The following is a 23,795-nucleotide window of genomic DNA, read 5'->3' on the forward strand; positions in this document are numbered from 1 at the left end:
TCTATTTACCTTCGCTGCTTAGAAGCCAATCTTTAAGAATTTCAATATCGTGCTGGTAACCGTTTCTGATTTCATCCACCCAATCTTGAATATTCTCCCACCACGCGGCATGCTCAGGAGATTGAGCTTTTTGCGCTACTTTTTGTATATGTTTAAGACCAATAGAGCCCGCAGCCCCTTTAATCTTATGTGCCTCTGACACAATACCATCTTGATCTTTCGCGATCATATTTGAATCAAGAATTTCGATATAACTTGGCATCATATCTTCAAACATTTTTATGCTTTGCAATACAGGGCCCGAGCCAACAATTTCAACGTACGATTCTAACATTGGTAGGTCGAGAACTTTATTGAATGCTTTCGATGGTTCTGCTGACTGTTTCTCTTCAATCGGCTGCGAGGGCGATTCAATGCTCTTATCCTGATCGACACAGTGCGCTAATGCCCTTTTCACACCCTTAACAGATAATGGCTTGCTAATGACATCATCCATCCCTTTACGCAAATATTCATCTTTATCTTTCAGCGTATTGGCAGTCAGGGCAACCAGTGGTGGTAATTCACTATGTGTCTTTCTAAAGTACTCTGCAACGTCAAAACCTGTCATATCTGGCAGTTGAATATCAAGTAGGGCCAAATCATATAAGTGAGGTTCAAAATTATCTATCGCTTCTTGCCCGGTCATCGCTACATCAACGGTATGACCCAGGCTTTCAAGCAAAGAACGTGCAACGGTGACATTTAGCTCGATGTCTTCCAACATGAAGATACGTAACGAACCCTGCACTTCCAGATACTTACTTGTTTTATCCACTTCGCCCTGAACCACGGGCACGCTGATCGTCACAGTAAAGGTACTACCAAACCCTTCTTCACTAGAAACAACGATATCGCCATTCATCATATTAATGAGCTGACGAGATACAGCCAAGCCAATACCGGTACCAACTGCATGCAAGTTATCTTTGCCCGATTTCACTTGGTAATACATCGCGAAGATTTTATCTAATTCACTATCGGGAATGCCTACACCGGTATCTTCGATCTCTAGAGTCACTTCAACCATATCATCTTGAGTTTCAGTACTGACACTCATGACAACGCCGCCCTCTTTAGTGAACTTCATTGCATTGCTAATTAAGTTCCAAAGTACCTGTCTCAAACGCGTCGCATCAACCACAATGCCACTCGGCAACGGCGTTAATCTTTCTAAATCAAAGCGTAACCCTTTCTGTTCAGCCATCAAGCTGGATAAACTTTCTATTTCGGCTATGAAATCATTAAAGTCTAACGCTTTAGGGAACAGCTCCAATTTACGGCGATCAAACTTATCCATATCAATAATATCGTTAAAGATATTACCTAAACTCACCGCACTCACATTAATGGTTTGCAGATACTGACGCTGCTCTTCCGTTAATTTGGTATCCAACAGCATACGACTCAAGCCGACAATGCCATTAAGAGGCGTGCGTAATTCATGACTGATGGTAGAAATAAAGGTGGTTTTATCTTGGCTGGCTTTTTCCAGCGCATCTTGATATTTCTTACGTTCAGTAATATCTCGGCCGAATCCAACTAAGCCAAGGTGTTTCCCTTCTTTGCTATAAAACGGCACTTTTCTCAGCTCAAAATACGCTTTTTTACCATCAGGATACTCAAGCCATTGCTCGTACGTTAGTGAGTGGTTACCATCAAATACTTGCTTATCGGTTTCAACGATTTGCCTTGCCACCTCTTTGCTGTACACATCCCAAGGTGTAAGGCCTACCAGCTCATGTTCACCTTTACCTGTCAGGTTTTCCATTGCACGGTTACAGCCTGAAAATTCACCCTGCTCATTGCGGTAATAAATTAGGTCCGGAGAAGCATCGATAAATGAGCGCAACAACGCAGTGCGTTCAGCAAGCTCCACTTGTGCTCTTTCTCTCTGATACACTTCATTTTCGAGATCAGCCAACACTTCACCACGCGCCTCTTCTGCTCGTTGCCTTTCTTCAATTTCTGAATTCAAGCGAGCGATATTCTGCTGTAGCTGATAATTAAGCTCTTGATCGCGAGAGCGCATGTCTTTGAGCTTGGACACCAATTTAGACAGTCGTTGGCGGGACTCTTCTAGCTGATCAACCACAACCGAAAGAAAATACACAGCCCAAGGTGTAATGATCAAACCAAAAAATACAGAACGGACAATATCAATGTCATCAACACTGCCTTGCAGCGCAAGCGTAATGCCCACTTGAACAAAGACCGCTAATGCCACCAGAGCCAGCGCCAATAAAATAGAGAAGCGCACAATACCCAGCTTAACGAGCAAGTCGACATAGTACTGGGCTAGATTTTTTATTGGCTTCATTCAACGTTCCTGTTTCGATAATGAGGGTCAATTGTAACTAGGTTATGGCCTTTCGTCCCGTAAAAGGCTCACAACTAACCAAATGAAATTACGATGATTTTATTCTGACATGCTGGCTTGGTAGTTCATAACGATTGTTAGTAGAACTGAGATTGATTTCGACCTTTTTGTTTTGCTCGGTACAAGGCTTTATCGGCCATAGCAACCAAAGAACTTGCCGTTTGGTCATTATTAGGAATATAAGAGACGATTCCGATACTCAGAGTGACCCAATCGGATACCAGAGACTGTTCGTGATCAATTCTTAGTTCTTGGATCGCTTCATGAATGCGTACCGCCACATTACCTGCCCCTTCAGAATCTGTATCTGGTAGCAAAAATGCGAACTCCTCTCCACCATATCGAGCCACAAAATCAGATTGTCTCGATAAGACTTGAGCAAACACTTGAGCGACTTGGATGAGAGCATCATCCCCTTTTTGGTGTCCGTAGCTGTCATTGTAGTCTTTAAAATAATCAATATCACACAGCATGATGGTAAGCGGTTTTTGTTGCCTTACATGCAAACGCCACAATATGTCTAACTGCTCATCAAATCTACGGCGATTTGCTACTTTGGTTAAGCCATCGATAAAGCTCAGTTTTTCCAACTCTAGGTTTGCGCTCGCTAACTTTTGCTCGGCCAAATAGCGTTCACTGACATCACGTGTGATGACCAATACTCCGTTAGTTCCTGAGGCGGGATCTTGATATGGTGATTTCACTACGTCATACCAAGTAGCCACCCCACTGGTACGCTCAACTTTGCTAATGTACCTCAGCGTTTTTCCTTGCTTCATAACTTGTTGGTCACTGTTTTCATAATTGAGGTAATTATCTTGAGGGACCACCTGATCCAATTTTTTACCGAGCAATTCTGCAGGATCAGTAATACCAAGAGCCTCAACAAATGGCTGATTACACGCTTCGTAGATCATATTCTCATTGAACATTCCAATGGGATCCGGGCTAGCCGTTAAGATGGATTGTAAAATGGTATCCCTCTGGGCCAACGCGACTTCGGTATCTTTATGCCGCTCCATTTCATCTCTGAGTGCTTGCTGAGTTTTCTTCCAATCGGTTACATCATGACTAATGCCAAGCGTCCCCATTGGATTTCCTTTGTCATCCATTAACACACTAATGTGAGTTTCTAATAAGCAACTTTTCCCATCAGGTGTTGTTGTCCATTTTCGCTGGCTAAAGCGTCCATTTTTATGGTTCAGAGCAAGATGCTCTGCTTCCTCTAAACGCTCATGCCAAAAATGGTCATGCGCTTTATTCGTTCCGAGCAACTGATGATTCTTGTCTTTGAAAAACACCAATTCGGACATTGAATCCAATACCCGAGTTGTCACCTCTTGTTGGAGCATAGGTTCATCATCATGAGAGCTTTGTTCTAGCTCGGCATAGACATACCAAGCAGAATGGCCACGATATTTTTCTAACTGCCCAGACAGGCACAACTTACGAGAAAGGTGTTCAGAAACAGGAAAAGACTGCACATGATCACTAAACTGACCATTCGAGCAAAAAGGGCTAAATATCTTGAGTAAAAAGTCAGGGCTAATCATGCTCGGAAAAAGAAACTGCTCACCAACCTTTCGAATAGAAAACAACTGCTGCGCATGGCGATTTGCATTCAGCAATTGCCCACTTTTGGCATCAATAACAATGACAGCCATAGGCACATCAGACAAAAAACGCTCAGCTTGGCGTTGAGCGCGATGTCGATAATAGAACACCATTATTATGCTAAGTATAATTACCGCGCATTCGAAGCCAAATTCGCGCGTGGTTTGCCACAACCAGTGGTATATCGTTTCCATCCAAGATTCGCTTTTTAAACAGACTTTTACAGTGTACACAAAAGCGTGCTCTCTCGCCTCACTTCTAACCGCCTGTCGTTATGTTTCATCGATGATTCATTGACACTATTTACTTCAACTTTGGTAACGTATAAACGAAAGGCGCACCTAAAGCGCTACCCTGTGCGCCTTGCACATCCAGTCGGCTACCAATACTGGTCATTGCTAGCCAGCGTTGCTCTCCCCATAAAGGAGCAAGTAAGGTCGGTCGACGAGCGGTCGCCGTCACTCTATGAAACACGATGTCTCTTGGCGTATGACGAATTAAATCAGTGGCTATGTCGATGTAATGATCAAGGGCTAACTCTTCAATTTTTCCAGCCCGCCACGCTTTGGCCATGGTACTGCCTTCGACAATATGAAGCGGGTGCAATTTGATTCCGTCAGTGCCAACTTCGATGACTTTTTGTAGCGTCTCGCGGTAATCCTGTTCCGTTTCTTTCGGCAAACCAATAATCAGGTGAGTACAGACTTTAATACCAAGCTCTTGAGCTTTCTTTGTAATATCAGCATAGCATTCAAAGTCATGGCCACGATTAATTCGCTTTAATGTATCGGTATTGGCCGTTTGCAAACCCAGTTCTAACCATATTTCATAACCTTGTTCACGATATTGTGATAGCAAGTCCAATACTGCTTGCGGCACACAGTCTGGGCGAGTACCGACACAAAGCCCGACAATATCCGCTTGAGTCAGTGCTTCTTCATACATATTTTTTAGTACTTGAACTTCCGCATAGGTATTCGTGTAGGCTTGAAAATAGGCCAAGTACTTTTTAGCTCGCTTTACCTCACCAGCACGATCAGTCAATTGCTCACGAATACTTTTTATTTGCGTTTGTTCATCAGAAAAAGACGCCACATTACAAAAAGTACAGCCGCCTCTTCCTATCGTGCCATCGCGGTTTGGGCAACTAAAGCCACCGTGCAAAGTCAGTTTATGCACTTTTTCACCGTATCGACGCTGTAAATCCTGACCTATTGTATTAACCAATTCGTGTAACTGCTTTGCCATTAAAAAGTACTCTGGGCGCAAACACCCTCTTGTGAAACAAAATTACATATCTGCAAGAAATAGGGCCGAATTTTAGTAGCACGTCTTTTTTTATCCCCGACGGAAATCAATAAAGATGCATTAAATCCTATAAATAGTGACGATGTTATCGATTTGTTAAGCTACATATGCAAAAACTGGTCGAAAAAATGCGCAATTCAAGGTAAGTTTAAATGGAATTTAACTAGCCAAAATTGTAGGATAGTTACACGCGTCACCTTTTATCAGGCATTTTTGTGTTTGATGAAACAGAGTTAAATAGGTAGATATCACTCCCCACCAACATCAAAACCTATCATATTGGTTTATTTGAGTGTGTATCTCCAAGGAATAGTCTTCTTCGCTCATAATTTCCCGCGAAGGACAGAAAGGATTCTGACTGTTTTTAACAAAAAACGGTTTCGATTTCATAATTAAAAAAGGACAGGGTCGGCTGTTGCCTTTAGCAACCCGCGCCCGAAAATAACTGGAAGGATGTTATCTATGGTAGATAAGCAGAATTCACAAGGTCTATATACTCCTGAATTGGAGCATGACGCTTGTGGTATCGGTTTTGTTGCTCATCTTAAGAACCGCAAATCTCACGCTGTTGTCACTCAAGCACTCGACATGCTTGCTCGTATGGAACACCGTGGTGGTCAAGGCTGTGATCCATGCAGCGGCGATGGTGCTGGTATCTTATTGCAGAAACCTCATGAATTTCTTTTAGAAGAAACCGTCAAGCAAGGTCTTACTCTGCCTTCGTTTGAAAAGTATGGTGTGGGTGTGGTGTTGTTCCCGAAAGACGAACACAAACGCGCTCAATGTAGAGACATTCTAGAGCGTAATGCTAAACGCCTTGAGCTTGAAGTCATCGGCTACCGTGTACTGCCTGTCGATAATTCAATGATCGGCGCTGACCCACTAAGCACTGAACCACAATTCGAGCACGTATTTATCTCTGGCGGTCCTGGTATTAAGCCAGAAGAGCTTGAGCGTAAGCTGTATGTTCTACGTAACTACACAGTCCGTGTCTGCCTAGAAAGCATTTCAAACATTGGTGACGACTTCTACATTAACTCAATGTCATACAAGACGTTGGTTTATAAAGGTCAATTAACCACAGAGCAAGTGCCTCAGTATTTCCTAGATTTGCAGAACCCGACCATGGTTACTGCTTTAGCCTTAGTTCACTCTCGCTTCTCTACCAATACATTCCCACGCTGGCGTCTAGCCCAACCATTCCGTTACATCGCTCATAACGGCGAGATCAACACGGTTCGTGGTAACTTAAACTGGATGAAAGCGCGTGAAGCGATCATTGAATCCGATCTTTTCACTAAAGCAGAAATCGACATGCTGCTGCCTATCTGTCAAGAAGGTAGCTCAGATTCATCGAACTTTGACATGGCGCTTGAGCTATTAGTTCTTTCTGGCCGTAGCTTGCCTCATGCATTGATGATGATGATCCCTGAAGCATGGCAAGAAAACAAAAACATGGATCCAACACGTCGTGCGTTCTATCAATACCACGCTAACGTCATGGAACCATGGGATGGCCCTGCATCAGTTTGTTTCACCGATGGTGTTCAAGTAGGTGCAACGCTAGACCGTAACGGCCTGCGTCCATCTCGTTACACAGTGACTAAAGATGACTTCCTCGTTATGGCATCTGAATCTGGTGTTGTAGAAATTGAACCAGAAAACGTTGAGTTCCGTGGTCGTCTGCAACCGGGTCGTATTTTTGTTGCTGACCTTGAACAAGGCCGCATCATTTCAGATGAAGAAGTGAAAGACGACATCGCTAAAGCACAGCCTTATGAGCAATGGGTTAAAGACAACCTATTGAGCTTGAAAGAGCTGCCAGAAGCCGATAACTCTCACTCTCAGCCTTCACCTGAACGTCTACTGCATCATCAGCAAGCTTTTGGTGTGAGTTCTGAAGAAGTAAACGAGATCATTGTTCCTCTGGCAAAAACTGGCTACGAGCCACTTTCAGCCATGGGTGCCGATTGGCCGTTAGCGATTTTGTCACACCAATCGCAGCACCTTTCAAACTACTTTAAGCAGCTATTTGCTCAGGTAACCAACCCACCGATCGATCCGATCCGTGAGCGCATGGTTATGTCGTTAAATACGTACTTAGGTAAAGACCAAAACCTACTGGCAGAAACGCCTGAACACTGTCAAAAAGTTGAGCTTGAGTCGCCAGTATTATCAAACGCGGAACTAGAAAAACTGCGCGCGATTGATAACGAGCACTTACAAGCAAAAACGCTGGATATCGTATTCCGTGCAAGCGAAGAAAAAGGCAAGCTCGAGCGCGCGCTTAAACGTGTTTGTCAATACGCTGAAGATGCCGTAAATGACGGTTACTCTATCATCCTACTGACTGACCGTGCCGTTAACTCAAACCACGCAGCAATTCCAGCAATGCTGGCCGTTGGCGCAGTTCACCACCACCTAATTCGTAAAGGATTACGTGCTAAGTGTGACATCGTGATTGAGACTGGCGATGCTCGTGAGACGCACCATTTCGCCACATTAGTTGGTTACGGTGCTAACGCAGTTAACCCATACTTAGTGACTGAAACCATCATTGATCTTCAGCGCACTAAGAAGCTAGACCCATCACTATCAGCAGAAGCGCTTTTCGATAACTACCGTAAAGGTGTTAACGGCGGTCTACTGAAAATCTTCTCTAAGATGGGCATTTCTACGCTTCAGTCGTACCATGGAGCTCAAATTTTTGAAGCACTTGGTATCAGCAAATCAGTGGTTGATAAGTACTTCACCGGTACCGTTACTCGTATCGAAGGCTTAACCATTGATGACATTGCAAAAGAAGTATTAGTTCGTCACCGCCTTGGTTACCCAACACGTGAAATCCCAGTCCAAGTTTTGGATGTTGGCGGTGTTTACCAATGGAAACAACGTGGCGAAAAACACTTGTTTAACCCAGAGACCATTTCTTTATTGCAAGAGTCTACACGCAATAAAGATTACTCTCAGTTTAAACAATACGCACAAGCCGTCGATGCTCAAGGCGACAACGCAGCAACACTGCGTAGCCAGCTAGATTTCGTTAAAAATCCAGCAGGTTCTATTCCACTTGAAGAAGTAGAACCAATCGAAAGCATCTTGAAGCGCTTTGCTACCGGTGCCATGTCATTCGGTTCAATTTCTTATGAAGCGCACTCAACACTGGCTGTCGCGATGAACCGCATTGGCGCGAAATCGAACTCTGGTGAGGGTGGTGAAGATCCAGCGCGTTTTGAACCGAAAGAAAACGGCGATTGGGAACGCTCTGCTATCAAGCAGGTTGCTTCTGGTCGATTCGGCGTAACGTCTTACTACCTAACTAACTCTGATGAAATTCAGATTAAAATGGCTCAAGGCGCGAAACCAGGTGAAGGCGGACAACTTCCTGGCGATAAAGTAGATGACTGGATCGGCGCGACACGTCACTCGACTCCTGGCGTCGGCCTAATTTCACCACCGCCACACCATGATATTTACTCAATCGAAGATTTGGCTCAGCTGATCTACGATCTGAAAAATGCCAACCGTGATGGCCGTGTTAACGTTAAGCTCGTGTCTGAAGCCGGTGTTGGTACGATTGCCTCTGGTGTAGCAAAAGCTAAAGCCGATGTAGTACTGATTGCAGGTTTTGATGGCGGTACTGGTGCATCACCAATGTCATCGATTCGCCACACAGGTCTACCATGGGAGTTTGGGCTGGCGGAAACGCACCAAACTCTACTTAAAAACGGTTTGCGTAACCGTATCGTTGTTCAGTCTGATGGCCAAATGAAAACGCCACGCGATTTAATCGTAGCGACGTTGTTAGGTGCTGAAGAATGGGGCGTAGCAACGGCGGCATTGGTTGTTGAAGGCTGTATCATGATGCGTAAGTGTCATAAAAACACCTGCCCTGTTGGTATCGCAACACAAAATAAAACACTGCGTGAGCGCTTTGATGGCCGCGTAGATGATGTCGTGACTTTCTTCCAATACATGGCAGAAGGCATGCGTGAAGTAATGGCTGAACTTGGTTTCCGTACTATCGAAGAGATGGTTGGCCAATCTCACAAGCTGAAAGTACGTGAAGACATCAAACACTGGAAATACAAAAACCTAGATCTAACGCCTGTTCTGCATATTGAACAAGCGCGTGAAGGCGATGGCATTCATAACCAGACACAGCAAAACCATAATCTTGAAGACGTTCTGGATCGTAAGTTAATCCAAGCGGCGATTCCTGCTTTAGAAAAAGGCGAAGCCGTTACCGCTGAGTTCCCTATCATCAACACTGACCGCTCTGCGGGCACCATGCTGTCGAACGAGATTTCGAAAGTGTACAAAGATAAAGGTCTACCAAAGCCAATGAACGTTAAGTTCTACGGCAGTGCTGGCCAATCCTTTGGTGCATTCCTAGCGAAAGGCGTTAAGTTTGAAGTAGAAGGCGACGCGAATGACTATTGGGGTAAAGGGCTATCTGGCGGTACGCTAGTACTGTACCCAGACACCAAATCGACCATCGTTGCAGAAGACAACATCGTGGTTGGTAACGTATGTTTCTATGGAGCAACGTCAGGTGAATCTTTCATCCGTGGTATGGCGGGTGAGCGTTTCTGTGTTCGTAACTCAGGTGCGAAAGTCGTAGTTGAAGGTATTGGTGACCACGGTTGTGAATACATGACGGGTGGCGCAGCAGTTATCCTAGGCTCTACAGGTCGTAACTTTGCGGCAGGTATGAGTGGCGGTGTTGCGTATGTTTGGGATAAAGCAGGTGACTTTGAAACCAAGCTTAATGCTGAACTGGTCGACCTAGACCCAATCGAACAAGAAGATAAAGATCTTCTATTAGACATGCTAACGAAACATGTGAAATTCACAGGAAGTGAAGTTGCACAATCTTTCCTAGACAATTTTGAAGCTAGCCTAGCCTCTTTGGTTAAGGTAATGCCGCGTGATTACAAAGCGGTGCTGCAAAAACGTAAAGCGGAAGCTGTGCAAGCACAAACGGAACAAGTGGAGGCAGTATAATGGGTAAGCCTACTGGATTTTTAGAACATGGTCGTGAGCTTCCAAAAAAGCTCGACCCGTCGGTTCGAATTGAAGACAACAAAGAATTCGTACTAAACGACGAATTTGGCGAAAAAATCGGTACTCAAGCATCACGTTGTATGGACTGTGGCGTACCGTTTTGTCACAGCGGTTGTCCTATTGGTAACATCATTCCTGAATTTAACGATGCGGTTTATCGTGATAGCTGGGAAGAAGCTTGGAACATTCTAAGCTCGACCAATAACTTCCCTGAATTTACTGGTCGTGTATGCCCATCTCCGTGTGAGAGTGCCTGTGTTCTTGGTATCAACCAAGATCCAATCACGATTTGTAATATCGAGAAAACCATTGTAGAAACCGCCTATCGCGAAGGCTACGCTAAGCCAAAAACACCGCGTTCTCGCACCGGTAAAACCATTGCGATCATCGGTTCTGGCCCGGCAGGTCTTGCTGCGGCGGAACAGCTGAACAGCGCAGGTCATACTGTTACGGTTTTTGAGCGAGATGAAAAAGTAGGCGGATTACTGCGTTTTGGTATCCCCGACTTTAAGCTTGGTATGGACGTGATTGATCGTAAGATCAATATGATGGCTGACGCTGGTGTTGAGTTCAAAGTAAATCAGCACATTGGTGTCGACGTTAATGCTCAACAACTTCGTCAAGATTTCGATGTTGTATTGCTAACCGGTGGTTCTACTGTCCCTCGCGATCTGCCAATTCCTGGCCGAGAGCTAAAAGGCGTGCATTTTGCAATGGAATTTCTCGGCCAAAACAACCGTCGCGCTAACGGCTTAGATCTGAAAACTGAAGAGATCCACGCTAAAGACAAGCACATTGTTGTGATTGGTGGTGGTGATACTGGTTCTGACTGTGTCGGCACATCAAACCGTCATAAAGCGGCAAGCATCACTCAAGTGGAAATCATGCCGATCCCACCGGAGAAACGTCCGGTTAACATGCCTTGGCCTCAGTACCCAATGATCATGAAGACAACCACTTCTCATGAGGAGGGCTGTGAGCGTCATTGGAATATTCTGACTAAAGAATTCATCAGTAATGATGAAGGTGAAGTCACAGGTTTACGTATTGCCGATATCGTATGGCAAGACGCTAAACCAGGTGAACGCCCAGGGTTTGAAGAAGTTGCAGCGACTGAGCGTGTTATCCCTTGTGACATGGCATTCTTAGCGATGGGGTTCTTACACCCAGAGCCAACAGGTGTGCTAGCTCAACTGGATATTAAACTTGATGAGCGCGGTAACGTAGCGACTGAAGGTTATGCAACTAGCCAAAAAGGCGTGTTTGCTGCCGGAGATATGCGTACAGGCCAGTCTTTGGTTGTTCGTTGTATTAACGAAGGCCGTGAATGTGCTCGCGAAATCGATGCTTACCTTATGGGTGGTACAAATCTAGAAGCTAGAGCGAACTCGCTCATGCTTTCAGCATAAATAACTATAAATAGTTCCTTCCTATTGGCCGGCAGATTGTCCTCTGCTGGCCTTTTTTCGTTTTATATCTAGCCTATTGCTCGCTTTTTTAAGTGAAAGCCTTTCATCAACCAACGTAGAATGCATCCCCTCAATTATCTAGAACTAAAATAAGACCTCTTACCTAATTCCGAGTAATTCCCTAAAAAACTAAGATACACCAAACAAACCACTGAATACTTGACCTTCAAAGTGATTCCCTATACGTTGTAATGTCGAAAAAACAAAATAGCAACAAACCATTAAAATAAGAATAACGCGTTGTATTCGCGTAACTCCATAAGAATCAGTCATTTTCTGCTAGGAAGGCAGTAAGCAAAAGGAGAATTGCAATGACGCTTTACGATCCTTATCTTGAAAAAGATAACTGTGGTTTTGGGTTAATCGCCCACATGAAAGGCAAGCCAAGTCATAAACTTGTCCGTACGGCTATATCAGCACTCGATAGGATGACCCACCGTGGCGGGATCGCTGCGGACGGTAAAACCGGTGATGGCTGTGGTTTGTTGCTACAAAAACCTGACTCCTATTTACGGTTAGTGGCACAAGAACAAAACTGGAATCTGGGAAAGCAATACGCCATAGGCATGATCTTCTTCAATCAGGATCCCGTTAAAGCGGCCTCCACCAAAGCCGTCATCAATGAAGAGCTCGCTAAAGAAACCCTTACCATTGCAGGTTGGCGAATCGTTCCGACCAACTCCGACGTACTCGGGCCGATTGCAAAACAATCCGTCCCTAACATTGAACAAGTGTTCATTAATGCGCCTGCGGGTTGGCAAAATCGAGATATTGAACGGCGCCTTTATATCGCAAGGCGTCGAATAGAAAAACGAATTACTGACGATAATGAATTCTACATTTGCAGCCTTTCCACCCAGGTCATTGTTTTCAAAGGATTGTGCATGCCTGCTGATCTGCCAAGATTCTACTTAGATCTGGCAGACTTACGTATGGAATCGGCCATTTGCTTATTCCACCAGCGCTTCTCAACCAACACTCAGCCACGCTGGCCGTTGGCACAGCCCTTTAGATACCTCGCTCACAATGGCGAAATCAACACCATTGAAGGCAACCGTCAATGGGCTAGAGCGCGAGCGTATAAATTCAGCTCACCATTACTTCCTGACTTACACACTGCTGCACCTTTTGTTAATGAGGTAGGATCAGACTCGTCTAGCCTAGATAATATGTTAGATCTTTTCTTAGCTGGCGGCATGGATATCTTCCGAGCCATGAGAATGCTAGTGCCGCCTGCTTGGCAAAATCACCCTGATATGGATGAAGATCTACGCGCATTTTACGATTTCAATTCAAAGCACATGGAACCATGGGATGGCCCAGCAGGTATCGTATTATCTGACGGCCGTTACGCCGCCTGTAACCTGGATCGAAACGGCTTACGACCAGCACGTTATGTCATCACCAAAGATAACCTCATCACTTTGGCGTCTGAAGTCGGTATTTGGGATTACGCCCCAGATGAAGTGGCTGAAAAAGGACGAGTTGGCCCTGGTGAATTGCTTGTAGTTGATACCAAAGAAGGAAAACTCTGGTTATCAGATGAAATAGACAATGACCTTAAAAATAGGCATCCGTATAAGCAATGGATGCAGGAGAACGTACATCGTCTAACACCGTTTTCTGAATTGGCGGAAACCAACATTGGAAAACGCAGTTTTGAAGACAGCCAATTAAAAATCTATCAAAAACAATTTGCGATGAACCGTGAGGAAATTGATAGCGTCATTAGGGTGTTAGCAGACATGGGGCAAGAAGCCACCGGGTCTATGGGTGATGACGCACCTATGGCAGTCTTGTCTTCCAAAGAACGCCTCATAACCGACTATTTCAGGCAAAAATTTGCTCAGGTGACCAACCCACCCATCGATCCTTTGCGAGAAAAACACGTCATGTCTTTAGCCACCAGTATTGGTCAAGAGATGAACGTCTTTTGTGAAACCGACGGGCACGCGCATAGAGTAAGCTTTGACTCCCCTATTTTGCTCTATTCTGACATGCAGCAACTGCTTGAATTGAATAAAGAGTATTATAAAAACACCCTATTAGACATCAATTTTGACCCAACGAAGACCTCATTAGAGCAAGCGATTTTATCCATCTGTGATCAGGCTGAAACCTCAGTACGCCAAGGATCTGTTTTAGTCATTCTCTCTGATCGTTTGTTATCAAAAGACACCCTGCCTATCCCGGCAGCAATGGCCGTTGGCGCGGTACAAACAAGACTAGCAAACGCCAATTTAAGATGCGATGCCAACATCATTGTGGAAACAGCAACGGCCCGAGACCCACATCAATTTGCCGTATTACTCGGCTTTGGCGCAACGGCTATCTACCCATATTTAGCTTATGAAACCCTTGCTAAGATCATTGACGATGGCGTTATTGATAAGAGCTACAGTCAAGCGATGATCAACTATCGTAATGGCATCAACAAAGGGTTATTTAAGATCATGTCCAAAATGGGCATTTCTACTATCGCCTCTTATCGTTGTTCGCAATTGTTTGAAGCGGTAGGACTGCACGACGAGGTCGTCAGCTTATGCTTTAACGGTGTATCGGCTCGGATTCAAGGAGCTAGCTTCCCTGAGTTTCAACAAGATCTCGTTAACCTTGCACGTAAAGCTTGGGCAAAACGCAAGCCTATTGATCACGGTGGTTTGTTGAAATACGTACATGGTGGTGAGTTTCATGCCTATAACCCAGACGTAGTCAGCACACTACAAACGGCTGTAAAATCAGGCGATAAGCAAGACTACCAAAGCTATGCAAATCAGGTTAATTCAAGGCCCGTCACGACGCTACGGGACCTAATGCAACTGAAGATGTCAGCGCATCCCTTAGCACTGGAGAAAGTTGAACCTAACTCTGAGCTATTCAAACTCTTTGACTCTGCAGCAATGTCTATCGGGGCACTTAGCCCTGAAGCACACCAAGCCCTCGCAATCGCAATGAACCAACTCGGTGGGTACTCAAATTCCGGTGAGGGCGGTGAAGATCCGGCTCGTTTTGGTACCAATCGAAACTCTCGAATTAAACAAATTGCATCCGGTCGTTTTGGTGTGACACCACACTACTTAACCAATGCCGATGTACTGCAAATTAAAGTCGCCCAAGGAGCGAAACCGGGGGAAGGCGGTCAACTGCCGGGCCATAAAGTGACGGCTGAAATTGCCAAACTTCGCCACTCTGTGCAAGGCGTAACTCTGATATCTCCACCCCCCCACCACGATATCTACTCAATTGAAGATTTAGCTCAATTGATTTTTGATTTAAAGCAAGTGAACCCAGAAGCCTTGGTCTCGGTCAAGTTAGTATCGGAACCAGGCGTTGGCACCATCGCGACAGGTGTTGCCAAAGCCTATGCCGACCTCATTACGATTTCAGGCTACGATGGTGGGACGGCAGCAAGCCCAATCACCTCAGTCAAATACGCAGGTAGCCCGTGGGAACTAGGCTTAGCGGAAACTCAGCAAGCACTGGTTGCCAATGGTTTACGTCATAAAATACGCCTGCAAGTTGATGGCGGCTTAAAAACCGGATTAGACGTCGTTAAAGCCGCGATATTAGGTGCTGAAAGCTTCGGTTTTGGTACTGCCCCTATGGTTGCTATCGGCTGTAAATTCTTACGTATTTGCCACTTAAACAATTGTGCTACTGGTGTCGCAACACAAGATGAAACGCTAAGAAATACCTACTTTAAAGGCTTACCTGACATGGTCGTCAATTACTTCACCGGCCTTGCCGACGAAGTGCGCATGTTGCTGTCTGGGCTTGGAGTAGAGAAACTCACTGATTTAATCGGCAGAACTGATTTACTCGACGTGATTGAAGGAAAAACAGCAAAACAAACTAAGCTCGATCTTTCTTCTGTCTTGGCAGCACCGGAGTCTCCTGAAAACCACCCTGTATTTTGGAGTGAACCTAACGCGCCATTTGACCGAGCAGAACTCAACAGCAAAATTGTTGAAGACGCGCTGCAAGCCGTCCAGAAAAGACAAAGCACCAGCCTATACTACGACGTGATCAATACCGACAGGTCTATCGGTGCTCGGTTGTCTGGCGAAATCGCCAAACGTTATGGCAATCAAGGCTTGGCTGCTAGTCCGATTAAAATTCACTTAAATGGCACTGCAGGCCAATCCCTTGGGGTCTGGAATGCGGGTGGTGTCGATCTCTACTTAACCGGTGATGCCAACGATTATGTCGGCAAGGGCATGGCGGGTGGCAAAATTGTTATTCACCCTCACGTAGGTACGACCTTTAAATGCAATGAAGCGACCATCATAGGTAATACCTGCTTATACGGCGCAACCGGTGGTAAATTGTTTGCTGCGGGTAAAGCGGGTGAACGCTTTGGGGTAAGGAACTCAGGTACTATCTCTGTCATTGAAGGCGCTGGTGATAACGCATGTGAATACATGACTGGCGGCATTATTGCGATCCTTGGTGCAACGGGCGTCAACTTTGGCGCGGGCATGACCGGGGGTTTTGCCTATGTTTTAGATGAAAATCAAGACTTCCAAGGTCGCGTTAACTCCGAATCGGTAGAAGCGGTCGCATTAAGTCAGCTGCCTATTCACCAAGAACATTTACGTGGTTTGATTGCAGAGCACTTAGAACTCACCCACTCAGCACATGCAGAGAACATCCTCGCTAATTTTGACGAATGGATTCCTCAATTTTACTTGGTAAAACCGCAAGCCTCAGAACTTAGCACATTGCTCGGGCACCAAAGCCGAAGCGCTGCTGAATTACGCGTGCAAGCACAATAACGGAACATCTTAAGGAGCAGAAAGATGAGCCAAAATGTCTATCAATTTATTGACGTACAACGCGTCGATCCGGCCAAAAAGCCGATTAAGATCCGCAAGATCGAATTTGTAGAGATCTACGAACCCTTTACTAAACAGCAATCAACAGCTCAAGCCGATCGATGCTTGGATTGCGGCAACCCGTATTGCGAATGGAAATGTCCGGTTCACAATTACATCCCGCAATGGTTGAAACTGGCCAATGAAGGACGAATCATCGAAGCGGCGGAGCTTTCTCACCAAACCAACAGCCTGCCTGAAGTATGTGGACGCGTATGCCCGCAAGATCGCTTATGTGAAGGTGCCTGTACCCTAAATGATGATTTTGGTGCCGTTACGATTGGTAACATTGAAAAGTACATCACTGACAAAGCCTTCAAAATGGGCTGGAAGCCCGATCTATCCGAAGTCGAATGGACAGACAAAAAAGTCGCGATAATTGGTGCCGGTCCTGCCGGGTTGGCGGCCGCTGACGTCTTAGTCCGAAACGGAGTTAAGCCTGTCGTGTTTGACCGCTACCCTGAAATTGGTGGTTTACTTACTTTCGGTATCCCCTCTTTTAAATTAGAAAAAGAGGTCATGACCAACCGAAGAAAAATCTTTGCTGAAATGGGCGTTGAATTTCAACTCAATGTCGACGTTGGCAAAGACGTTTCACTTCAGTCATTAATAGACGACTATGACGCCGTCTTTCTGGGTGTCGGTACCTATAAAAACATGCGAGCAGGGCTTGAAAACGAAAATGCTAATGGTGTATTTGATGCTCTGCCGTTTTTAGTGTCTAACACCTATAAGGTCATGAATTTAAAGAACAACGATCCGTATATCGACATGGCGGGAAAAAGAGTTGTCGTGCTCGGTGGTGGTGATACCGCCATGGACTGTGTTAGAACCTCAATTCGTCAGAAAGCCAAACACGTAGTTTGTGCATATCGTCGTGACGAAGAGAACATGCCAGGCTCTAAAAGAGAAGTTAAAAACGCGAAAGAAGAAGGCGTTAAATTTCAGTTCAATTTGCAACCTCTGAGTATTGAAGTGGATGCTAACGGACAAGTGTCCGGTGTTAAGGTCGTCAAAACCGCGCTAGGAGAACCCGATGCCGCTGGCCGAAGAAAGCCAGAACCAGTGGAAGGCAGTGAACATATTCTACCTGCTGATGCGGTCATTATGGCCTTTGGATTCCAACCACACGCGATGCCATGGTTAGAACCCTTTGGTGTCGACCTCGATCAATGGGGAAGAATCAAAGCACCTTTAGATCAACCCTTTGCATTCCAAACCAGTCACGAGAAGATTTTCTCTGGCGGTGATGCAGTTCGTGGTTCAGACTTAGTCGTCACCGCTATCGATGAAGGTCGAAAAGCAGCAGAAGGTATAATGACTTACCTAGACATTTAACTTAAGTGTTAGATCAGAAAAAACGAGAGGCGAAATACTCCGGTGTTTCACCCTCTCGTGAAATCAACATACAAACAAAGGCAACACTATGGACATGTTAAAAACTCTGTCAGCTACTTTTCTTGTAATAACGTTGAGTGCCTGCAGTAAGAACGTATCAAGTATGGCAGATAGAACTGCCGAGCCATGCGCAGACAAACCAAACTGTGTATCGACACAAGACACACGACCTGATCATCACTTGGCCAGCTATGAGTTAGTAAGTACTGACACCAATATCAACGCCGTTGAGCAAGCCGCTCTGACATTACATAACGCCAAAACCGCAGAAAAAACTCAAGACTATTTGCGCATTGAATGCACCAGTTCGGTCTTTCGCTTTGTGGACGACTTAGAAATTCGAATTAATGACGGTCGACTATTGGTACGTTCCGAGTCCCGAACGGGTCATTCTGATTTTGGCGTTAACCGAGAACGAGCCGATTCACTGCGCCTTAAGTTAATCGATGCAAACATCATTAAGCCCTAAGCTAAAATTCTACAGCATCATTTTTCCATGCTACAATTTGCAAAATACCAATTCACAAACATAGAGATAACAGATGAAACTTGGCATTATTGGCGCAATGGAACAAGAAGTTGCTATTTTAAAATCAGCTCTCACTAACTGTGTAGAAGAATCACGTGGTGGTTGCACTTTTTACACCGGCCAACTTAACGGTGTTGACGTCATTTTACTTCAATCTGGCATTGGTAAAGTCGCGGCTGCGGTTGGAACCGCGCTATTGCTAGAAATTTACCAACCTGAAGCTGTGATCAATACAGGCAGTGCGGGTGGCTTTGATAGCACATTAAATCTTGGTGATGTTGTTATCTCAACAGAAGTTCGCCACCACGATGCTGACGTAACCGCATTTGGCTACGAAATGGGGCAAATGGCCGGTCAACCTGCCGCTTACCTAGCAGACGAAAAAATGATGCAAGTTGCAGAGCAAGCACTTGAAAAAATGTCTGATACCCACGCTGTACGCGGCTTAATCTGTACTGGCGATGCTTTTGTCTGCAGCGCTGAACGCCAAGAGTACATTCGTAAGCACTTCCCTAGCGTTATCGCTGTAGAGATGGAAGCATCAGCCATCGCGCAAACTTGTCACCAATTCAAAGTACCATTTGTTGTTGTACGTGCTATTTCTGACGTTGCTGACAAAGAGTCTCCAATGAGCTTTGACGAATTCTTGCCTCTCGCTGCGAAAAGCTCATCAGAAATGGTTAGCAACATGGCCGAGATCCTGCGCAAATAATTCTATGATGGAAGAGCTGTTCGGTAAGCTTTATTCCAACGGTGCCCTACTCGTGATGTGGGGCGCTATCTTATTCCATCTGATCCTCCCTATCCCTAAAGCTGTCCATCCTGCGACCTTATGGCATAAATTTGCAGAGATCCTTGCAAACAAGGTCAACTTGAATCATAGCTACAATCAAAGTCACGTGTCTGGCATGCTAGCGTGGGGGTTAATGATCCTTCCTGCGTGGTTGTTCTTCTGGGCACTAAAGCCGTTAGTTTGGCAACCGCAAGCATTTGAAATGGCGCTTCTTTTACTCGCCATTGATTGGCGAAGCAATGAGTCTTTAGCCAAACAATTGATTGAGTCACTAGGCAAAGAAGACAAAAAACGTGCACGCCGAGAATTAGAGCCCTTTGTTAACCGTGATACCAGCTCTCTCTCTCCCTTAGGCCTTGGTAAAGCGGGGGCTGAAACCTTAATCTTAGGCTACGGCAGGAATGTCGTTAGTGTCTTATTTTGGTTTGGAGTTGCAGGCGGCACCGGTGCATTTTTATATAGGCTAGTCATGGAGCTTGCAAGAGCTTGGTCACCAAGCCGCAGTGAATACTCACCATTTGGCTTATTCTCTGTTCGAGCCTTAGCCGTTTTAGACTGGCTTCCTCTTAAGATTTACAGCTTAATGATCACCATAGGCAAAAATGGCATGTCGACGTTAAGTGCGTTATTTTCGCAAGCGAAACAATGGCCACTACCCGGCCCTGGTTGGCTGTTAACAGCTGTCGGTCACAAGCTAGAGTTATCATTAGGTGGCCCTGCTATCTATGGCGATAAAAAAGCCATTCGCCCTAAAATTGGCGGCAGAATTGCCCCTTCGGCTTTCCATTTAGCGCAAATCCAACACCTTCTCGCTTGGCGGATCTGTGGTTGGATACTCATACAAAGCGCCATTATGATCGCAATTTATCAAGGAATATAATGCAGTACTTCGCTCGTCTCATAACACTCGCCCTTGTTTTTCTTCTACCTGTGATTATTCACGCTAAACCGGTAGAAAGGGTGATATCTCTTGCTCCACACGCAACGGAACTTGCGTATAGCGCAGGTCTAGGAGATAAACTCATTGCCGCTAGCGATCACAGTGACTACCCAGAACAAGCAAAACAACTCGAAAGAGTCGCTAATTATCAAGGTATTAAGCTCGAGCGTATTATAACCCTGCAACCGGATCTCATTATTGCTTGGCCAAATGGCAACCCATCAAAAGAGCTTGAAAAGCTAAAAAAACTGGGGTTTACCATTTTTGAAACCAAAGCTCATTCATTGACGGAAATAGCGAACAGTGTCGAAGCCCTTAGCCAATATGCAGAAGATCCGTCCATCGGTATTAACAATGCGAATGTATTTCGCCGTGAATTAATCAGCTTGAAAAAAACTTATTCGACCAACAAAAAAGTCCCGTATTTTTATAAATTGAGCGCTAGCCCAATCATCACCATTGCCCAAAAAGGCTGGCCAAGCGAAGTGTTCCAGTTTTGTGGCGGCAGTAATATATTTGCTGACAGCGCCACTCCCTACCCTCAAGTTGGCATCGAGCAAGTCGTATTAAGGCGTCCTGAGGTTATTTTTACATCGCGACATGCGGTAATGGATAATGGTCAATGGGCTAAGTGGCATCAGCAAATACCCGCCGTTGGGAAGGAGCAAGTTTGGAGCCTAAATGCCAGTTGGATTAATCGCCCAACCATGCGCTCGTTGCAAGCAATTGTTCAAGTGTGCGATTACTTCGAACAGGCGAGAAATACAATCGAATAAACAAGTTGTTTACGGCATTTAACCGAGTTCAAAATCCAGATAATTATGCTGAAAAAGCCGTCTATTTTAGTCGGAATTATCAACATGATGACGTACAATCCCAGCAGATTTAAATCACTGATCTGGATTCGGCCCTCACATGGAAATCACTCTTCTTTATTTCATTGATATGTTCGGCACCGCCGTATTTGCCATCTCTGGCGTATTGTTAGCCGGTAGGTTAAAAATGGACCCCTTTGGCGTGGTTGTTTTGGCAAGTGTGACGGCTATTGGTGGTGGTTCTATTCGAGATATGCTACTTGGCGCCACCCCGATTTTCTGGATAAAAGACACCTTGTACATCTGGGTTATCTTCGTCACCTGCCTGCTCACGTTACTCTTGGTTCGAAAACCCAAACGAGTTCCTTGGTACGTATTACCCGTGTGTGATGCCGTTGGCTTAGCCGTATTCGTGGGCATTGGTGTCGAGAAAGCCTTAGTCTATCAAGACTCTTACCTTATCGCCGTGATCATGGGGGTACTGACAGGCTGTGGCGGAGGCATCATCCGTGATGTACTTGCGCGAGAGATCCCAATGGTATTAAGAAGTGAAGTGTATGCGACGGCTTGTTTAGCGGGAGGCTTAATTCATACAACCGCTCTGCATTTCGGACTAGATAGCTCGACCTCACTTCTTATTGGGGTATTCATTACACTTTCTATTCGGCTTGCCGCCATTCGTTGGCATTTATCTCTGCCCACTTTTGCTCTCAATCGATAGCAGCGATCTTATAAAACAGTTTAGTAATGCGGTGCCATCATGATGCACCGCATTTCTCCCTCTGGTTCATGCCCATCAAATAAGATACAGTCAAACTATCATTCCATAATCTCATCATTATTATGCTATTAGAAGGTATCGAGACGTTACTTGTTCTCAGCAAAGAGAAAACAATGAGCCGTACGGGGAGCTTACTGTATATCAGTCAATCGGCGGTTAGCAAAAGGATTGCCAACCTAGAAAATAAGCTGGGTAAAAAACTGATTGAACCGAGTGGACGCCAAGTCAAACTTACCCCTGACGCCATTGCGCTGATAGAAAGTATTGGCCCAACATTCAGTGAGCTGAGAGGGTTAATCTACGAGCAACAGGAGCTAGAAGATACCACGCTCATCACCTTAGATAGCTCAAAGTCTTTGATTGCTGGTTATTTAGGTAAGATGATGGGAGAGTTTATCCAGCAAGATAGATACATCACGATCACAACCAACCACACCCCGCGAATCATCGAGCGGGTGCAGTCTGGCAAAGCAACACTCGGGTTATGTGCCGGTTTATTGCCGCCACATCACGGCTTAATGACGTTTCACCTTTTCGATGAACCCTTTTATATCGTCAGTGCTCTTCCGCTTACAGAACTTCCTTCGCGAGTAATAACCAATGATATGACAAATCCAGCAAACTCGTATCAACTCGCGGCCTTAGCCCGGTTCAATATCAAGCCGATGATGGAGATGGACGCGTATACGGCTGCTGCTCAATTAGCTCTCGGAGGGACAGGCCCCGCACTCGTTCCCTTATCGATAGTAAAAACACTGAACATCGACCTGAAATACCTGTTTCGTTTTCCAGAACTTGAAGGGTTAATTCGCCCTATTCATGTCTGTGTTCGGTCAAATAGTTATCGCTCTTCACGAGTTAAATCACTGATAGAATCCATTGCTGGTGCTGTTCCCAAAGCAGTTTAATCGCCATGCTCATCGACATAACAATCACCAAGGGGCGAATCCATTTTTGTCCCTTAGAAATCACCACCTTTGCACCAAGTTGAGCACCAATAAAACCGCCAACGGCCATCACTAGCCCAAGCTCCCATATTGGCAGCCCCGCAATGATGAAGAAGATAAGAGCAGCAATATTAGAAGTGAAATTGAGAATTTTGGTTCTGGCCGTCGCATCAACCAAAGAAAAGTGGCCAAGAACAACAAAACAAACCGTAAAAATAGAGCCAGTGCCAGGGCCAAAGAAGCCATCATAAAAACCAATACTGCCACCAACACACAACGCAAACATGGCCTCTGATAACTTCTTTTTACCATCAGATGCTTTGGTTTGTGGTGCTAATAAAAAATACAGTGAAATGGAAATAAGCAGCAATGGGATAACGCTGGTTAACAAACTGGCATCGATGTATTGGACTAACTCCGCTCCCATCGCAGACCCGATAAAGGTGCATAGAATAGCCAAGCGCATCTCTTTAATACTGACGATACCATTACGAACAAAATACCAGCTTGCAGAGAAGCTCCCAAATGAACTTTGCAGCTTATTGGTAGCGAGAGCTTGTGTTGGTGGGATACCTGCCGCTAACAGTGCAGGCAGCGTTAACAAACCACCACCACCTGCCATCGCATCAATAAAACCTGCCACGCTAGCAACCACAAATAGCATTGCCAATATATCGAAAGAAATTTCCATGTTCTCACCTACCCTCTGCTTATCTTTTTAGGCTATCAGCCACACCCTAACGACAACAGCGAAACGCGGGCTTTTAACCTATTCCTAAATTTCATCAGTTCGATACTCTTTTAGTTAAGCAAAAATCGAGTAGGGTGAGGCGTCTCCGCC

At 45.2% G+C, this 23,795-nt stretch carries 14 protein-coding genes; 10 read left to right on the forward strand and 4 right to left on the reverse strand.

Translation table 11 applies throughout. The annotated features are described in order from the left end of the window. Position 1: 1 nt before the first annotated feature. From arcB to mnmL, 3 genes are all read right to left on the reverse strand, one after another. A complete protein-coding gene (gene arcB / locus VTAP4600_RS12275) occupies positions 2-2,359 on the reverse strand; it encodes an aerobic respiration two-component sensor histidine kinase ArcB (protein ID WP_102523052.1) in 2,358 nt (785 codons plus the stop codon). A 137-nt stretch (positions 2,360-2,496) separates the two neighbouring features. Further along, on the reverse strand, positions 2,497-4,227 hold the full coding sequence (locus tag VTAP4600_RS12280) for a diguanylate cyclase domain-containing protein (protein ID WP_102523053.1): 1,731 nt from the start codon (positions 4,225-4,227) through the stop codon (positions 2,497-2,499). A gap of 109 nt (positions 4,228-4,336) precedes the next feature. Beyond that, entirely contained in the window at positions 4,337-5,281 is a 945-nt protein-coding gene (gene mnmL, locus VTAP4600_RS12285) for a tRNA modification radical SAM protein MnmL/YtqA (RefSeq protein ID WP_102523054.1), read from the reverse strand. Between the two features lie 522 nt (positions 5,282-5,803). Between mnmL and gltB (VTAP4600_RS12290) the strand changes: the two genes are divergently transcribed. The 10 genes from gltB (VTAP4600_RS12290) to VTAP4600_RS12335 all read left to right on the forward strand — a co-directional run bounded on the left by gltB (VTAP4600_RS12290) (position 5,804) and on the right by VTAP4600_RS12335 (position 22,915). Beyond that, positions 5,804-10,348 carry a glutamate synthase large subunit gene (gltB, locus tag VTAP4600_RS12290; RefSeq protein WP_102523055.1) on the forward strand — a complete coding sequence of 1,515 codons (4,545 nt, stop codon included), beginning with the start codon at positions 5,804-5,806 and terminating at the stop codon, positions 10,346-10,348. Next, a complete protein-coding gene (locus VTAP4600_RS12295; RefSeq protein WP_102523056.1) occupies positions 10,348-11,817 on the forward strand; it encodes a glutamate synthase subunit beta in 1,470 nt (489 codons plus the stop codon). The genes gltB (VTAP4600_RS12290) and VTAP4600_RS12295 overlap by 1 nt, the downstream gene beginning before the upstream one ends. A gap of 371 nt (positions 11,818-12,188) precedes the next feature. Next, positions 12,189-16,652 (forward strand): glutamate synthase large subunit, encoded by a 4,464-nt coding sequence (gene gltB, locus VTAP4600_RS12300; RefSeq protein WP_102523057.1) that lies wholly within the window; start codon positions 12,189-12,191, stop codon positions 16,650-16,652. Between the two features lie 24 nt (positions 16,653-16,676). Next, complete coding sequence (locus VTAP4600_RS12305; RefSeq protein ID WP_102523058.1) at positions 16,677-18,089, forward strand: FAD-dependent oxidoreductase; 1,413 nt, start codon at positions 16,677-16,679, stop codon at positions 18,087-18,089. Between the two features lie 94 nt (positions 18,090-18,183). Further along, positions 18,184-18,618 carry a DUF1499 domain-containing protein gene (locus VTAP4600_RS12310; protein WP_102523980.1) on the forward strand — a complete coding sequence of 145 codons (435 nt, stop codon included), beginning with the start codon at positions 18,184-18,186 and terminating at the stop codon, positions 18,616-18,618. Positions 18,619-18,691: 73 nt separating this feature from the next. Continuing rightward, the gene (mtnN, locus tag VTAP4600_RS12315) at positions 18,692-19,390 is read left to right on the forward strand and encodes a 5'-methylthioadenosine/S-adenosylhomocysteine nucleosidase (RefSeq protein ID WP_102523059.1); all 699 of its coding nucleotides are present in this window, start codon (positions 18,692-18,694) and stop codon (positions 19,388-19,390) included. A 7-nt stretch (positions 19,391-19,397) separates the two neighbouring features. Further along, positions 19,398-20,351 carry a cobalamin biosynthesis family protein gene (locus tag VTAP4600_RS12320; protein ID WP_102523981.1) on the forward strand — a complete coding sequence of 318 codons (954 nt, stop codon included), beginning with the start codon at positions 19,398-19,400 and terminating at the stop codon, positions 20,349-20,351. Further along, on the forward strand, positions 20,351-21,187 hold the full coding sequence (locus tag VTAP4600_RS12325; protein ID WP_102523060.1) for a cobalamin-binding protein: 837 nt from the start codon (positions 20,351-20,353) through the stop codon (positions 21,185-21,187). Before VTAP4600_RS12320 ends, VTAP4600_RS12325 begins: the two co-directional genes overlap by 1 nt. Before the next feature lie 139 nt (positions 21,188-21,326). Further along, entirely contained in the window at positions 21,327-21,947 is a 621-nt protein-coding gene (locus VTAP4600_RS12330; RefSeq protein ID WP_102523061.1) for a TRIC cation channel family protein, read from the forward strand. A gap of 122 nt (positions 21,948-22,069) precedes the next feature. Then, a complete protein-coding gene (locus tag VTAP4600_RS12335; RefSeq protein ID WP_102523062.1) occupies positions 22,070-22,915 on the forward strand; it encodes a LysR family transcriptional regulator in 846 nt (281 codons plus the stop codon). On the opposite strand, the gene VTAP4600_RS12340 is transcribed toward VTAP4600_RS12335, so the two are convergent. Beyond that, positions 22,866-23,645: a TSUP family transporter gene (locus tag VTAP4600_RS12340; RefSeq protein ID WP_102523063.1), complete on the reverse strand. Its 780-nt coding sequence runs from the start codon at positions 23,643-23,645 to the stop codon at positions 22,866-22,868. The two genes, VTAP4600_RS12335 and VTAP4600_RS12340, sit on opposite strands and share 50 nt — an antisense overlap. Positions 23,646-23,795: the final 150 nt, after the last annotated feature.

Origin of the sequence: Vibrio tapetis subsp. tapetis, assembly GCF_900233005.1 — a bacterium.
In the GTDB taxonomy this organism is placed as follows: domain Bacteria; phylum Pseudomonadota; class Gammaproteobacteria; order Enterobacterales; family Vibrionaceae; genus Vibrio; species Vibrio tapetis.